Origin of the sequence: Streptomyces sp. NPDC020917, assembly GCF_044333795.1 — a bacterium.
Lineage (GTDB): Bacteria > Actinomycetota > Actinomycetes > Streptomycetales > Streptomycetaceae > Actinacidiphila.
On sequence record NZ_JBIRRR010000013.1, the window covers coordinates 89,501 to 103,766 of the forward strand.

The window sequence follows — 14,266 nt, forward strand, 5'->3', positions numbered from 1 at the left end:
CCCTGTCCTACCGGCCCCGGGCCTACAGCTCCCCGGGAACGGCCACGAGTGTTGTCAAGCCGGACCCTTGCTGAGGCTACTTGGCGTCGTGAGCGGCGCCGCTGCCGTTCTGCTCCGGTGCGGTGTCGGACTTGCTGAGATCGATGGGCGCGTCCTCGGCGTCGTCGGACGTCCCGGCGTCCTTGACGTCGTCACCGTCGGCGTCCGACCCGTCCGTGTCGGCGTCGCCGTCGGCGGACTCGACGGCCTCCGCGCCGTCCTCGTCCAGTCCCTCCGGGTCGATGCCGTGCACGATGCGGTTGAACTCGTCCTCACCCAGCACCACCGCAATGGCGTTCTTGGCGAAGTGCGCGTGCACGCCGTCCGTCAACTCGAGGAGGACGGTCTCCTCGTTGACTTCCTTCACCACCGCGTACATGCCGCCGATGGTGCGGACACCCGTGCCGGGCTCCATCTTGCTGCGCATCTCCGAGGCCTGACGCTGCTTGTTCTTGGCGGATCGCGACATCATGAACATGACGCCGACGATCAGGATCAGGGGGAGGAGGATTCCGATGTTCACGGTCTGGACATTCCTTCGCGCGGCCACGTGGGGATGGCCTGGATTTCGGGGTGTGGATGCCGATCCGGAGGAAGGGCGTCGGCGGAGTCTAAAGGCTGGCTCGCCGCTGGAACAACGCCAAGCATGGCACTGCAGTTCCTGACTGCAAGACTCTCACGACGCTCCAGGCCCGAAAAGACCGTCCTGTCCGGTTCTTAGGTGATCTGTCCCACTGCCTCCGGCGCCCGGCGGGGAACCCTGCGGGGGTACCAGGCCCAGATGCGCCCAGGCCGCCGGGGTCGCGATCCGGCCGCGCGGAGTCCGGGCCAGCAGCCCCTCGCGGACGAGGAACGGCTCGGCCACCTCCTCGACGGTCTCCCGCTCCTCGCCGACCGCCACCGCGAGGGTGGACAGGCCGACCGGTCCGCCGCCGAAGAGCGTGAGCAGCGCCCGCAGCACCGCCAGGTCCAGCCGATCGAGACCGCGCTCGTCGACCTCGTAGACCTCCAGTGCCCGGGCCGCGACCTCGCGGGTGACCACGCCGTCCGCCTCGACCTGGGCGTAGTCCCGCACCCGGCGCAGCAGCCGGTTGGCGATCCGCGGGGTGCCGCGGGAGCGGCCGGCGATCTCCGCGGCGCCCTCGCCGCTCACCTCGACGTCCAGCAGGGACGCCGAGCGGTGGAGCACCCGCTCCAGCTCGCTCGGGGCGTAGAACTCCATGTGGCCGGTGAAGCCGAAGCGGTCGCGCAGCGGCGGCGGCAGCAGGCCGGCCCTGGTGGTGGCTCCGACCAGCGTGAAGGGCGGCAGCTCCAGCGGGATGGCGGTGGCGCCCGGGCCCTTGCCGACGATCACGTCGACCCGGAAGTCCTCCATCGCCATGTAGAGCATCTCCTCGGCGGGCCGCGACATCCGGTGGATCTCGTCGAGGAAGAGCACCTCGCCCTCCTGCAGCGAGGACAGGATCGCCGCCAGGTCACCGGCGTGCTGGATGGCCGGACCCGAGGTGATCCGGATCGGGACGCCCATCTCCGCCGCGATGATCATCGACAGGGTGGTCTTGCCGAGCCCGGGGGCGCCGGAGAGCAGGACGTGGTCGGCGGTGGCACCGCGCTGGCGGGCCGCCTGGAGCACCAGGCCCAGCTGCTGCCTGACCCGTTCCTGCCCGACGAACTCCGCCAGGTCCTTCGGGCGCAGCGCCGCCTCGACCGCCTGGTCCTCGCGGTCGGCGGCGGGGCCGACCAGTCGCTCGGGCGTATCGGCGGTGGCGTCGTCCCAGTTCATCGGCGGTCTCTCGGGGATCTCTCGGCGATCTCGCCCGGTGAGGCGATCTCGGCGGTATCGGCGGGCATAGGGGTCTGCGGGGGCGGCGGTCCCAGGTCAGGGCGGCGGGGCCGGCGGTCCGGGCATCAGCGGGTGCGGTTGAGGGTCTGCAGGGCGGCGCGCAGCAGCACGCCCAGCTCGGGACGGTCGGCGGCCTCGGCCTGCGGGGTGACGGCCGCGACCGCGTCGTCCGCCTCGCGGGCGGCGTAGCCGAGGCCCAGCAGCGCGGCGTGCAGCTGCTCGCGCCAGGAGGCTGCGGCGGGGGCGCCGGCGGTCTGCGGGACGGCGGAGCCGACGGGGGCGCCGAGCCGGTCCTTCAGCTCCAGCAGCAGGCGCTGGGCGCCCTTCTTGCCGATGCCCGGCACCGCGGTCAGCGCCTTCTCGTCGCCCGCGGCCACCGCCGCCCGCAGCGCGTCGGGCGCGTGGACCGCCAGCATCGTCTGGGCGAGCCGCGGGCCGACGCCGCTGACGGTCTGCAGCAGCTCGAAGACCTGCCGCTCGTCGTCGTCGGCGAAGCCGTAGAGGGTGAGGGAGTCCTCGCGGACCACCAGCGACGTCGCGAGCCGGGCGGGCCGGCCCACCCGCAGCGCGGCCAGCGTGTTCGGCGCGCACTGCACGGCCATGCCGACCCCGCCGACCTGGATGACGGCGGTGTCGGGGGCGAGGGCGGCGACCTCGCCGCTGACGAAGGCGATCACCTGGCGTGCTCCTGGGGTCGGACGGCGCGGTGCGCGGCGACGGCCTGCTGCAGCCGGCCGGTGGCGGTGCCGCGCCAGATGTGGCAGATGGCCAGGGCGAGGGCGTCCGCGGCGTCCGCGGGCTTGGGCGGGGCGTCCAGCCGCAGCAGCCGGGTCACCATCTGGCCGACCTGGGCCTTGTCGGCGCGGCCGCTGCCGGTGACGGCGGCCTTGACCTCGCTGGGGGTGTGCAGGTGGACCGGCAGGCCGCGCCGGGCCGCGCACAGGATGGCGACCGCGCTGGCCTGCGCGGTGCCCATGACGGTGCGGACGTTGTGCTGGCTGAAGACGCGCTCGACGGCCACCGCGTCCGGCCGGTGCTGGTCCAGCCATGCCTCCAGGCCGCGCTCGATGAGGACCAGCCGGTCACCGATCGGCGCGTCGGCCGGGGTGCGGACCACGCCGACGCCGGCCATCGCCAGCGGTCTGCCGGGCGAGCCGTCGACCACGCCGACCCCGCACCGGGTCAGGCCCGGGTCCACGCCGAGTACGCGCACGCCGCCCCTCCCTTCGCACCGCCGTCCGCCCTGTTCCCGCAGGCTATCGGTTCGCACTGACAAACGGGCGAGGGGCCGGCGGGGTGTGTCCCCGCCGGCCCCTCGCCCGGCGTTGCGTCAGGGGTGCGGCGTCAGGCGTCGACCTTCTCCATGACCTCGTCGGAGACGTCGAAGTTGGCGAAGACGTTCTGCACGTCGTCGCTGTCCTCCAGCGCGTCGATGAGCTTGAAGATCTTGCGCGCGCCGTCCTCGTCCAGCTCGACCTGCATGGTCGGCAGGAAGTTGGCGTCGGCCGAGTCGTAGTCGATGCCGGCCTCCTGCAGGGCCTTGCGGACCGGCACCAGGTCGGTGGCCTCGCTGATCACCTCGAAGGACTCGCCGAGGTCGTTGACCTCCTCGGCGCCCGCGTCGAGCACCGCGCCCAGCACGTCGTCCTCGGACAGCTCGGACTTGGGGACGATCACCACGCCCTTGCGGTTGAACAGGTACGACACCGAGCCGGGGTCGGCCATCGAGCCGCCGTTGCGGGTCATGGCGACCCGCACGTCGGAGGCGGCGCGGTTGCGGTTGTCGGTCAGGCACTCGATGAGCACCGCCACGCCGTTCGGGCCGTAGCCCTCGTACATGATCGTCTGGTAATCGGCGCCGCCGGCCTCCTGGCCGGAGCCGCGCTTGACCGCGCTGTCGATGTTCTTGTTCGGCACCGACTGCTTCTTGGCCTTCTGGATGGCGTCGAAGAGCGTGGGGTTGCCGTCAGGGTCGGCACCACCGGTGCGGGCCGCGACCTCGATGTTCTTGATCAGCTTCGCGAAGAGCTTGCCGCGCTTGGCATCGATCACGGCCTTCTTGTGCTTCGTCGTCGCCCATTTAGAGTGGCCGGACATCCGACTGTCTCCTTCGCGTCACCGATATCTGTACTACGTCGCGCGGTCGATCCTACCGGTGCGCGGTCAGCTCCCGGTGCGCACTGTGTGCACGAAGAGTTCATGGACGCGGTGGTCGCCGGTCAGCTCGGGATGGAAGGACGTGGCCATCACCGGGCCCTGCCGCACCGCGACGATGTGCCCGCCGTACTCGGCCAGCACCTCGGCGCCGGCTCCCACCGACTCCACCCACGGGGCGCGGATGAAGACGCCGTCGACCGCACCTCCGGGCACGCCGCGCACGTCGACCCGGGCCTCGAAGGACTCGTTCTGCCGCCCGAAGGCGTTGCGGCGGACGATCATGTCGATGCCGCCGAAGGTCTCCTGGCCGCTGCGCGGGTCGAGGATCTTGTCGGCGAGCATGATCAGCCCGGCGCAGGTGCCGTAGACCGGCAGGCCGTCCCTGATCGCGTCGCGCAGCGGCTCCATCAGGCCGAAGAGCACGGCGAGTTTGGAGATCGTGGTGGACTCGCCGCCGGGTATGACCAGGCCGTCGAGGGCGGCCAGTTCCTCGGGGCGCCGGACCGGCACGGCCGCGGCGTCCGCCGCGGCCAGTGCCGCCAGGTGCTCCCGCACATCGCCCTGCAGTGCCAGGACGCCGATGGTGGGGGTGCTGCTCATCGTGGGCGTTACCAGCCCCGGTTGGCGTAGCGCTCGGACTCCGGGAGCTCGTCGCAGTTGATGCCGACCATGGCCTCGCCGAGGTTGCGGGAGGAGTCCGCGATGACCTTCGGGTCGTCGAAGAAGGTGGTGGCGCGGACGATCGCCGCGGCCCGCTTGGCCGGGTCGCCGGACTTGAAGATGCCGGAGCCGACGAACACGCCCTCGGCGCCCAGCTGGCGCATGAGCGCGGCGTCCGCGGGGGTGGCCACGCCGCCGGCGGAGAACAGCACGACGGGCAGCTTGCCCAGCTCCGCGACCTCCTTGACCAGCTCGTAGGGGGCGCGCAGCTCCTTGGCCGCGGCGTACAGCTCGTTGTTGTCCAGGCCCCTCAGGCGGGAGATCTCGCCCTTGATCTGGCGCAGGTGGCGGACCGCCTCGACGACGTTGCCGGTGCCGGCCTCGCCCTTGGAGCGGATCATCGCCGCGCCCTCGGCGATCCGGCGCAGGGCCTCGCCCAGGTTGGTGGCGCCGCACACGAAGGGGGTGGTGAACGCCCACTTGTCGGAGTGGTTGACCTCGTCGGCCGGGGTGAGCACCTCGGACTCGTCGATGTAGTCGACGCCGAGCGCCTGGAGCACCTGGGCCTCGACGAAGTGGCCGATGCGGGACTTGGCCATGACCGGGATCGAGACCGCGCTGATGATGCCCTCGATCATGTCGGGGTCGGACATCCGCGCCACACCCCCGTCCTTGCGGATGTCGGCGGGCACCCGCTCCAGGGCCATGACGGCCACGGCGCCCGCGTCCTCGGCGATCTTCGCCTGCTCCGGGGTGACGACATCCATGATCACGCCGCCCTTGAGCTGCTCGGCCATGCCGCGCTTGACGCGCGCGGTGCCGGTCTCGGGGGTGGCGGCGGGGGGCGGGGTGGTGGACACGGTGACCTCGTTCCTGACGAAAGGACGGATTCGACCATGGTTGTGCCACGGTCTGCGCCTATCGTCCGGCGGGCCGCCGGCAGTGGAAAAGGGCCAATTCCGGGGCAGTGGCTCCCGCGTGGCGCCGATCGGCCGGCCGCCCGCGCCGCGGCGGACCGCGGCCGCCCGGCGATCCGCCGGTTCGGCCGCATGGCCGCGCGCCGGTTCGGCCGCCCCGCCGCGCGCCGGTTCAGCGGACCGCGCTGGCCCCGCCGTCCGAGGTCAGCACGATCGGCGGCTCGTCGTCCATCTCGAAGGCCATGGGGAAGGGCGCGTGGCCGGCCAGCCGCAGCCAGCGCACCACCCGGTGCTCGCGGACCAGCCGGGCGGCGCGCACCGCGTCGTTGTGGAAGCGCCGGGCCATCGGCACCCGCCGTACCGCCTGGGTGAGCTCGCCGATCGCCTCCGTCCCGCCCGGCGCCTCGCGGACCGCGGTGACCGTCTCGCCCTCGGAGAACACCGCCCGCAGTGCCTGGCTCAACTCGCTCTCGGCCACTTCGCGCTGCTCGGCCTCCGCCTGCCGGGCGGCGTGCGCGGACTCGTACAGCACGATCGAGGCGGCCGGGTCGAGGACGCCCGCGGTCGCCAGTTCCTGGGCGACCGAGGCGCGCCGCAGCAGTTGTGCGTCCAGGGCCGCCCGGGCGGCGTCGATCCGCGCGTGCAGCCGGTCGAGGCGGCCCGCCGTCCAGCTCAGGTACAGACCCACGGCCACGACGGCGACCGCGACCCAGATGATGGTGGTGGTCACGGGCGGCAAGGTTACCGGCGGGGCCGGTAGGTGCGGTCGGAGCGGTCGCCCGAGTCGTCCCGGCCGAGGCCGAACCGGGCCCGCAGCCCGGTGCGTTCGTCGGTCGCGACGTGCGCCGCGCCGTCCGCGACGGTCTCGTACACGGCGAGGATGTCGCCGCCGACCACCGACCAGTCGAAGCGGCGCACATGGGCGGCGGCCCTGCTGCGCAGCTCCTCGCGGCGCTCCGGGTCGCCCAGCAGCCGGACGGCGGCGGCCGCCAGCGCGTCGGCGTCCTCGTTGGCGAACAGCTCGCCGGCGGCGCCCTGGTCGAGGACCTGCGCGAAGGCGTCCAGATCGCTGGCGAGCACCGGCGCGCCGGCCGACATGGCCTCCACCAGGATGATGCCGAAGGACTCGCCGCCGGTGTTGGGCGCCACGTACAGGTCGACGCTGCGCAGCAGCCGGGCCTTGTCCTCGTCGCTGACCATGCCGAGGAACTCCACGCGGTCCCGCATCTCCCGCGGCAGCCCCTGCACGGCCTCCTCGGCGTCCCCGCGGCCGGCGACCAGCAGCCGGGTGCCGGGGCGCTCGGCGAGGATCGCGGGCAGCGCCCTGATCAGCACGGGCAGGCCCTTGCGCGGCTCGTCGATCCGGCCGATGAAGCCGATGGTGCCGGACTGCCACTCCTTCCTCGGCTCGGCGCCGGCGAAGAAGTCGACGTCGACGCCGTTGGGGATGACGACGGCGTCGCCGCCCAGGTGCTCCACGAGGGTGCGCCGGGCGTACTCGCTCACCGCGATCCGGGCCCGGATCTTCTCCAGCGCGGGCTGCAGGATCGGGTACGCGGCGATCATCGCGCGCGACCGCGGGTTGGAGGTGTGGAAGGTGGCCACGATCGGGCCCTGCGCGGCCCAGCACGACAGCAGGCCCAGCGAGGGCGAGGCCGGCTCGTGGATGTGGATGACGTCGAAGTTGCCCTCGTGCAGCCAGCGGCGTACCCGCGCGGCGGACAGGAAGCCGAAGTTGAGCCGGGCGACCGACCCGTTGTACGGCACCGGGACGGCGCGGCCGGCGGACACGACGTAGGGCGGCAGCGGTGTCTCGTCGTCCGCGGGGGCGAGCACGGACAGCTCGTGGCCGAGCCCGATGAGGTGCTGGGCCAGGTCGCGGATGTGGAACTGGACGCCTCCGGGGACGTCCCAGGAGTACGGGCAGACGATCCCGATCCTCACGCGTTCTCCGTTCCGGAGCCTTCTGCGGGTGACGTCGTGGTGGACGTTCCCTGGGCGGCGGCAGGTTGCCCGCCGGCCGCCGGCGGCCGCGGGGGGAGGTCGGAGAGCCACAGCCGCTGCAGCATGTGCCAGTCCTCGGGGTGGTCGGCGATGCCCGAGGCGTACACGTCGGCCAGCGCCTGCGTCATGGCGGCCGTGCGGGACGCCCGGTCGCCGGTCTCCGGCACGGCGATCGGCGGGTGCACCCGGCCCTGCATGACCGGCGAGTCGTCGTACCAGAGGGTGACCGGCAGCAGCAGCGCGCCGGTCTGCTGGGCGAGCATCGCGGGCCCGGCGGGCATCCGAGTCTTCTCGCCGAAGAAGTCGACCTCGACGCCGCTGGCCGACAGGTCGCGGTCGGCCACCAGGCACACCAGGCCGCCGGCCCGCAGCCGCCTGGCCAGCGTCCCGAACGCGGAGCCGCCGGTGTGCGGCAGCACCTCCATGCCCAGGCCCTCGCGGTAGGCGACGAACCGGCCGTAGAGGGTCTCCGGCTTCAGCCGCTCGGCGACGGTGGTGAACGGGGTCTCCAGCTTCGTGGTGACCCAGGCGCCCGCCAGGTCGTAGTTGCCCATGTGGGGCAGCGCCAGGATCACGCCGCCGCCGGCCGCCAGTCCCCCGGTCAGGTAGTGCACGTCCTGCGGGTCGAAGCCGCCGCGGATGCGGTCCTTGCCCCAGGCCGGCAGCCGGAAGGACTCCATCCAGTACCGCAGGTAGGAGCGCATGCCCTTGCGGGACAGCTCGCGCAGCTGCTGCTCGCCCGCGCCGGGGACCACGCGCGCCAGGTTCGCCTCCAGCCGCTGGACGCCCTTGCCGCGCCGCCGCCAGGCCGCGTCGGCGATGGTCCGGCCGAGGACCCGGGCGGCCGGCTCCGGCAGTGTCTTGACCGCGCTCCAGCCCAGCCCGTAGAGCCCGTCGACAAGGCGTTCCTTCACACGCCGCTCCCCTGGTCGGCCAGCGCCGCCGCGTCCGCCTCGGCGGCCTCGCGCCGGACCGTGACCACGCGCTGGATCAGAGTGATCAGGCTGCCGACGGCCACCACCCACAGCGCGATCGGCAGCAGCCACTGGATACCGGGCACGCCGAAGGTCCGGTGGAAGCCGGAGAGACCGCACAGCACCAGGGTGATCACCAGCCGCTCGGACCGTTCGACCAGGCCGTTGACGTTCACCGGCAGCCCGATCGCCTCGCCCCGCGCCTTGGTGTAGGACACCACCTGGCCGCTGGCCAGGCAGAAGATCGTCACCGCGCACAGCACGAGGTCGTTGCCCTTACCGGCGTACCACATCGCCAGGCCGCCGAAGACCGCGCCGTCGGCGACGCGGTCGAGGGTGGAGTCCAGGAACGCGCCCCAGCGGCTGGAGCGGCCCATCTGGCGGGCCATGTTCCCGTCGATCAGGTCGGAGAAGACGAACAGCGTGATCACGACCGTGCCCCAGAAGAACTGGCCCCTGGGGTAGAAGGCCAGCGCGCCGGCCACCACGCCGGCGGTGCCGACGAGCGTCACCGCGTCCGGGGTCACCCCCTTGCGCAGCAGGAACGAGGCGAACGGCGTGAGGACACGCGTGAAGAACGCACGCGCGTACTTGTTCAGCATGGCCTTCCCGACAGGTGAGAGAGGAGTGCGACGGCGGCCGAGGCGGCCACCGGATGGCCCATCGTAGCCAGCCCCGCGACACCGAACGCGTGTGGCACCTCCCCGCGCGCCCCGGGACGCGCCGGAGTCGGCCCGCACGGCCCTGCCGCACCCTGACCGGGCCGGGCGTCCGACGTATGGACGGCTGGTGACACCCGTGGGAAGGTCGAATTACCGCGGGCGTCATCCCAGCCGCCTGTGTGGCTGGTGCGGTGCGCCCCCGGATCCGCGCCCGTCCCGCGGGTGCGGTCCCTCATGCGGTGACGGACCGGGAGGCGAATGACACATGGGTGGTGCATCCGACAGGAGAGATGTTCAATCAGGGGCCGCCGGAGGGGCACCTGCGGCCGGCCGCCCCGACAAGGTGCGCAACGTGGTGCTGGTCGGCCACAGCGGAGCAGGGAAGACGACCCTGGTGGAGGCGCTCGCGCTGGCCACCGGAGCGGTGAACAGGGCGGGCCGCGTCGAGGACGGCGGCTCGGTCTCCGACCACGACGAGATCGAGCAGCGGCAGCAGCGGTCGGTGCAGCTGTCGCTGGTCCCGGTGGAGTGGGACGGAATCAAGGTCAATGTGCTGGACACCCCCGGCTACGCGGACTTCGTCGGGGAGCTGAGGGCCGGTCTGCGGGCAGCGGACGCGGCCCTCTTCGTCGTCTCGGCCGCGCAGGACGGCGAGGGCATCGGCGGGGCGACCCGGCTGGTGTGGGACGAGTGCGCGGCGGTCGGCATGCCCCGGGCGGTGGTCGTCACGCACCTGGAGTCGGCGCTGGCCGGCTTCGAGGAGACGGCCGCGCAGTGCGCCGCCGAGCTGGGCGGCGACGATCCCGACGCGGTGCTGCCGCTGTACCTGCCGGTGCACGGCCCGGAGGGGCCGGACGGCCACGCGCCGGTGACCGGCCTGGCCGGGCTGCTCACGCAGCGGGTCTTCGACTACTCGGGCGGTGAGCGCACCGAGGTGCAGCCCGGCCCCGACCTGCTGCCGGAGCTCCAGGAGGCCAGGAACCGGCTGATCGAGGGGATCATCGCCGAGAGCGAGGACGAGACCCTCATGGACCGCTATCTGGGCGGCGAGGAGATCGACGTCAAGACGCTGATCACCGACCTGGAGCGGGCGGTGGCGCGCGGCACCTTCCATCCGGTGCTGGCGGCCGCCCCGGCCGCCGAGGGCGCCCGGCAGGGCCTGGGCACGGTGGAGCTGCTGGAGCTGGTCACCGGCGGCTTCCCCACGCCGCTGGAGCGGACGCCGCCGCCGGTGACCAGTCCCGACGGGCGGCCGGAGCCGGACCTGGAGTGCGACCCGGAGGGGCCGCTGGCCGCCGAGGTCGTCAAGACCGCCTCCGACCCGTACGTGGGCCGGATCAGCCTGGTGCGGGTGTTCTCCGGCACGCTGCGGCCCGACGAGACGGTGCACGTCTCGGGGCACGGTATGGAGGACCGCGGGCACGAGGACCACGACGTGGACGAGCGGGTCGGCGCGCTGTCGTCGCCGTTCGGCAAGCTGCAGCGGCCGGTGCCGTCCGCGAAGGCCGGCGACCTGGTGTGCGTGGCCAAGCTGACCCGCGCCGAGACCGGGGACACGCTGTCGTCGAAGGACCGCCCGCTGCTGATGGAGCCCTGGCAGATGCCGGACCCGCTGCTGCCGGTCGCCATCGAGGCGCACAGCAAGGCCGACGAGGACAAGCTGTCGCAGGGCCTGTCCCGGCTGGTGGCCGAGGATCCGACGATGCGCCTGGAGCAGAACCCCGACACGCGGCAGGTCGTGCTGTGGTGCCTGGGCGAGGCGCACGCGGACGTCGCGCTGGAGCGGCTGCGCACCCGCTACGGGGTGCAGGTCGACGCGGTGCCGCACAAGGTGTCGCTGCGCGAGACGTTCGGCGAGGCGGCGACCGCGCGCGGCCGGCACGTCAAGCAGTCCGGCGGGCACGGCCAGTTCGCGATCTGCGACATCGAGGTGGAGCCGCTGCCGGTGGGTTCGGGCATCGAGTTCGTGGACAAGGTGATCGGCGGCGCGGTGCCGCGCCAGTTCATCCCGTCGGTGGAGAAGGGCGTGCGGGCGCAGGCCGCCCGCGGCGTGGCCCTGGGCTACCCGGTGGTGGACATCAGGGTCACCCTCTCCGACGGCAAGGCCCACTCGGTGGACTCCTCGGACGCCGCCTTCCAGACGGCGGGCGCGCTCGCGTTGCGGGAGGCCGCCGCGACCTGCCGGATCCATCTGCTGGAGCCGGTCTCCGAGGTCGGCGTGCTGGTGCCGGACGCGTACGTGGGCCCGGTGATGAGCGATCTGTCGAGCCGGCGCGGTCGGGTGCTGGGCACCGAACCGGCCGGTCCCGGACGGTCGTTGGTGCGCGCCGAGGTGCCGGAGATCGAGATCGGCCGGTACGCGGTGGACCTGCGCTCGCTGTCCCACGGCACGGGCCGGTTCAGCCGGCACTACGCCCGGCACGAGCCGATGCCGGCGGCGCAGGCCACCCGGCTGCGCCAGCAGGCGGAGGAGGGGGAGCACACCCGGTGACACCGCGCCCGTGAGGGCGCACCGCGGAGCCCGGCGGCGGACCGGGGCGCGCAGACATTGCGTGTGCGCCCCGGATGACCCGCCAACAGGCCCCGGAACCAAGGTCGTTCGGCGGCCCGCAGGCTCCCTGCGGGCCACCGCGCCGCTAATCTGGGAAGTGCTCCGAACGTGTGACACGCCGTCCGGCGGGGAATGGGCCGGTCGGAGCGGGTGATGTGGCGGGCGGAACGGCCGCGGCGGCCTGACGCCCGAGACCTGGGATCTGGGGGCTTTGGTGACGGACGGGTTCGACTTCAGCCCCGGGGCTCAGGTCCCGCTGACGGGCCTCGACGGCGAGACGGCGGCGACCCAGGCGCTGGCCTCCGCCGCGTACCGCGACACCCCGGTCACCGGGCTGGTCGACATCAACGAGGACACCAAGATCACCCCGCCCCGGCTGCGGCTGTTCGCGCCCAACCTGGGCGAGGCGTTCGCCCGCGCCGTGCAGGTGCGGATGCTCGGCGGCGGCCGCAAGGAGCTGGTGCAGTCCTTCGGCATCGAGCCGCAGACCGTGGTCGAGCACTGCCTCGCCGCCAACCGCCTCCGGCAGGAGCGCGACACCCGGCTGACCGTGGTGATGGGCGTGTTCGGGCTGCTCTTCCTGCCCGGCGTGCTGCTGTGGCTGGGCGCGTTCCAGCTGCGCACCTCGCTGGCGGCGCTGCGGGACAAGGGCAACCGGGCCGGCACGCTGGGCGCGATCGTGCTGGCGGTGGTCATCGCCTTCACCGCGCTGCTGGCCATCCGCCCGCCGTTCAGCGGCTTCTGGCGGGAGTACACCCGGGTCGTGATGATCGCCCCGGTCATCGGCTGGTACTGGGCGAAGCGGATCTGCGAGAGCAGCGCCAAGGACCTGCGCGACCGCTGGTCGGGGCTGGTGGCCGGCAGCGGCATCGGCGCGAAGATCCCGGAGGCGGTCCCCCGCAACCCCAACCAGGTGCGCGCCGAGCGGCTGCGGCAGAGCCTGGCCAAACTGTCGGCCGAGCAGAACAGCAACGTGGTCTTCTACGCCGGGCCCAAGGGGATACTGGGCATGGGCAGCCGGTGGGGCAGCTGGCAGCTGGCCGAGGAGCTGCTGCCGCGCGAGGGGATCACCGAGATCCACCCGTTCCGCAGCTGGGACGTGATCCGCGCGGTCCACGACAAGCTGCGGATGCTGGAGCGCGGCCCGCTGCACACCGGCGGTTTCCCCAAGGCCTCGATACGGCACTGGGTGGTGGTGCCGATCGGCGAGGGCGCCTCGAAGATCTCCCGGCCGACCGGCGCCGAGGTCGAGGCGTTCACCGTCAAGGACTTCGAGATCCAGCGGATCTGCAACAACCAGCAGTTCGGCAAGGGCAACCGGCACTACCTGGGCATCCAGTTCGTGCTCTGGGACGGCAACCTGGTGCTGACCCTGATGGTCACCGTCACGGTGCTGGCGCACACCCTGCGGGTGGAGGTGACCGGGCACGCGCTCGGCCCGGTCGACGGCCTGTTCACCAGCGCGCCGGACCCGTCGGAGAAGACCGTCGCCAAGCCGGTGAAGTTCTGGGAGACCAAGACCGTCAGCCAGCCGCTGATCAACTCGAACGAGGTGGTGCGTCTGGCCGCCCGGGCGCCGCTGACCTGGTTCCCGCCGATCCTGGACTACCTGGGCGGCACGGTGAAGCTGCCGGAGCCGTTCGGCCTGCGGCACACCTGGGCCGGGAAGCCGTGGAAGCACCGCTTCATGGCCGACGACGCGCTGCGCGCCGCCACACCGGTGCTGCGCGCGGTGCACGCGGCCGCGATCCAGGTGATGGAGGAGAACGGCGTGGACACCTCGCACTTCACCAACCGCTCGATGGTGCTGAGCGGCCTGGTGCAGGGCGTGGAGCCGAAGAAGGCCGACGCGTACGACGCGTGACGGTCAGCGCAGCCAGGCGTCGGCGAGCATCTTCCGCGTGTCCGCGAGGAGTTGGGGCAGCACCTTGGTGTGCCCGACGACCGGCATGAAGTTCATGTCGCCGCCCCAGCGCGGCACCACGTGCTGGTGCAGGTGGGCGGCGATGCCGGCGCCGGCGACGCCGCCCTGGTTCATGCCGATGTTGAAGCCCTGGGCGCCGGACGCCGAACGCAGCGCGGCCATCGCCTGCTTGGTCAGCAGGGACAGCTCCGCGGTCTCCCGCTCGTCCAGTTCGGTGTAGTCGGCGACGTGCCGGTAGGGCACCACCATCAGGTGGCCGCTGTTGTACGGGTAGAGGTTGAGCAGCGCGTAGACGTGCTCGCCGCGGGTGAGGATCAGCCCGTCCTCGTCCGACATGGCCGGCACCGCGCAGAACGGGCAGCCGTCGCCGGCCTCCGGGCCGGTGGGTTTGTTCTCGCCCTGGATGTAGGCCATGCGATGCGGGGTCCACAGTCGCTGGAAGCCGTCCGGATCCCCCGCCCCGATCTGCTGCTCCGGCTCACTCGTCATGCCGATCAGCATAGGACTTCACCCGTGCGGCGCGTGTCGGCGGCCC

The 14,266-nt window shown here is 72.8% G+C and carries 14 protein-coding genes; 2 read left to right on the forward strand and 12 right to left on the reverse strand.

Translation table 11 applies throughout. From position 1 onward, the window contains the following. Nucleotides 1–76 precede the first annotated feature (76 nt). The 11 genes from yajC to pgsA all read right to left on the reverse strand — a co-directional run bounded on the left by yajC (nucleotide 77) and on the right by pgsA (nucleotide 9,196). Nucleotides 77–562, reverse strand: a complete 486-nt coding sequence (gene yajC / locus ACH4TG_RS25590; RefSeq protein ID WP_398244840.1) for a preprotein translocase subunit YajC — start codon at nucleotides 560–562, stop codon at nucleotides 77–79. Nucleotides 563–715: 153 nt separating this feature from the next. Further along, the gene (gene ruvB, locus ACH4TG_RS25595; protein WP_398244841.1) at nucleotides 716–1,822 is read right to left on the reverse strand and encodes a Holliday junction branch migration DNA helicase RuvB; all 1,107 of its coding nucleotides are present in this window, start codon (nucleotides 1,820–1,822) and stop codon (nucleotides 716–718) included. Nucleotides 1,823–1,947: 125 nt separating this feature from the next. Further along, nucleotides 1,948–2,559: a Holliday junction branch migration protein RuvA gene (ruvA, locus tag ACH4TG_RS25600; protein WP_398244842.1), complete on the reverse strand. Its 612-nt coding sequence runs from the start codon at nucleotides 2,557–2,559 to the stop codon at nucleotides 1,948–1,950. Then, on the reverse strand, nucleotides 2,556–3,095 hold the full coding sequence (ruvC, locus tag ACH4TG_RS25605; protein WP_398244843.1) for a crossover junction endodeoxyribonuclease RuvC: 540 nt from the start codon (nucleotides 3,093–3,095) through the stop codon (nucleotides 2,556–2,558). The genes ruvA and ruvC overlap by 4 nt, the downstream gene beginning before the upstream one ends. Before the next feature lie 131 nt (nucleotides 3,096–3,226). Beyond that, the gene (locus ACH4TG_RS25610) at nucleotides 3,227–3,979 is read right to left on the reverse strand and encodes a YebC/PmpR family DNA-binding transcriptional regulator (RefSeq protein WP_398244844.1); all 753 of its coding nucleotides are present in this window, start codon (nucleotides 3,977–3,979) and stop codon (nucleotides 3,227–3,229) included. A gap of 66 nt (nucleotides 3,980–4,045) precedes the next feature. Continuing rightward, entirely contained in the window at nucleotides 4,046–4,639 is a 594-nt protein-coding gene (gene pdxT, locus ACH4TG_RS25615; RefSeq protein WP_398244845.1) for a pyridoxal 5'-phosphate synthase glutaminase subunit PdxT, read from the reverse strand. 8 nt (nucleotides 4,640–4,647) lie between these two features. Further along, the gene (gene pdxS / locus ACH4TG_RS25620) at nucleotides 4,648–5,559 is read right to left on the reverse strand and encodes a pyridoxal 5'-phosphate synthase lyase subunit PdxS (protein ID WP_398244846.1); all 912 of its coding nucleotides are present in this window, start codon (nucleotides 5,557–5,559) and stop codon (nucleotides 4,648–4,650) included. Between the two features lie 229 nt (nucleotides 5,560–5,788). After that, nucleotides 5,789–6,346 carry a hypothetical protein gene (locus ACH4TG_RS25625; RefSeq protein WP_398244847.1) on the reverse strand — a complete coding sequence of 186 codons (558 nt, stop codon included), beginning with the start codon at nucleotides 6,344–6,346 and terminating at the stop codon, nucleotides 5,789–5,791. Nucleotides 6,347–6,357: 11 nt separating this feature from the next. Continuing rightward, on the reverse strand, nucleotides 6,358–7,560 hold the full coding sequence (locus ACH4TG_RS25630) for a glycosyltransferase family 4 protein (RefSeq protein WP_398244848.1): 1,203 nt from the start codon (nucleotides 7,558–7,560) through the stop codon (nucleotides 6,358–6,360). Then, nucleotides 7,557–8,534: a phosphatidylinositol mannoside acyltransferase gene (locus ACH4TG_RS25635; protein WP_398244849.1), complete on the reverse strand. Its 978-nt coding sequence runs from the start codon at nucleotides 8,532–8,534 to the stop codon at nucleotides 7,557–7,559. Before ACH4TG_RS25635 ends, ACH4TG_RS25630 begins: the two co-directional genes overlap by 4 nt. Beyond that, entirely contained in the window at nucleotides 8,531–9,196 is a 666-nt protein-coding gene (gene pgsA / locus ACH4TG_RS25640; RefSeq protein ID WP_398244850.1) for a phosphatidylinositol phosphate synthase, read from the reverse strand. The genes ACH4TG_RS25635 and pgsA overlap by 4 nt, the downstream gene beginning before the upstream one ends. 325 nt (nucleotides 9,197–9,521) lie before the next feature. Here pgsA and ACH4TG_RS25645 point away from each other — a divergent pair, with 325 nt between their 5' ends. After that, nucleotides 9,522–11,747 carry an elongation factor G-like protein EF-G2 gene (locus ACH4TG_RS25645; protein WP_398244851.1) on the forward strand — a complete coding sequence of 742 codons (2,226 nt, stop codon included), beginning with the start codon at nucleotides 9,522–9,524 and terminating at the stop codon, nucleotides 11,745–11,747. A 274-nt stretch (nucleotides 11,748–12,021) separates the two neighbouring features. Next, complete coding sequence (locus tag ACH4TG_RS25650; protein WP_398244852.1) at nucleotides 12,022–13,671, forward strand: hypothetical protein; 1,650 nt, start codon at nucleotides 12,022–12,024, stop codon at nucleotides 13,669–13,671. A 3-nt stretch (nucleotides 13,672–13,674) separates the two neighbouring features. Here ACH4TG_RS25650 and ACH4TG_RS25655 read toward each other — a convergent pair whose 3' ends face one another. Continuing rightward, nucleotides 13,675–14,232, reverse strand: coding sequence for an HIT family protein (locus tag ACH4TG_RS25655; RefSeq protein ID WP_398244853.1), 558 nt, complete (start codon nucleotides 14,230–14,232; stop codon nucleotides 13,675–13,677). Between the last annotated feature and the right edge of the window lie 34 nt (nucleotides 14,233–14,266).

What these genes read in the sequence shown, in the direction of transcription:
- ruvB (WP_398244841.1), bottom strand. Translation starts at nt 1,822, where the DNA reads ATGAACTGGGACGACGCCACCGCCGATACGCCCGAGCGACTGGTCGGC.
- ACH4TG_RS25610 (WP_398244844.1), bottom strand. Translation starts at nt 3,979, where the DNA reads ATGTCCGGCCACTCTAAATGGGCGACGACGAAGCACAAGAAGGCCGTG.
- pdxT (WP_398244845.1), bottom strand. Translation starts at nt 4,639, where the DNA reads ATGAGCAGCACCCCCACCATCGGCGTCCTGGCACTGCAGGGCGATGTG.
- pgsA (WP_398244850.1), bottom strand. Translation starts at nt 9,196, where the DNA reads ATGCTGAACAAGTACGCGCGTGCGTTCTTCACGCGTGTCCTCACGCCG.
- ACH4TG_RS25645 (WP_398244851.1), top strand. Translation starts at nt 9,522, where the DNA reads ATGGGTGGTGCATCCGACAGGAGAGATGTTCAATCAGGGGCCGCCGGA.
- ACH4TG_RS25655 (WP_398244853.1), bottom strand. Translation starts at nt 14,232, where the DNA reads ATGCTGATCGGCATGACGAGTGAGCCGGAGCAGCAGATCGGGGCGGGG.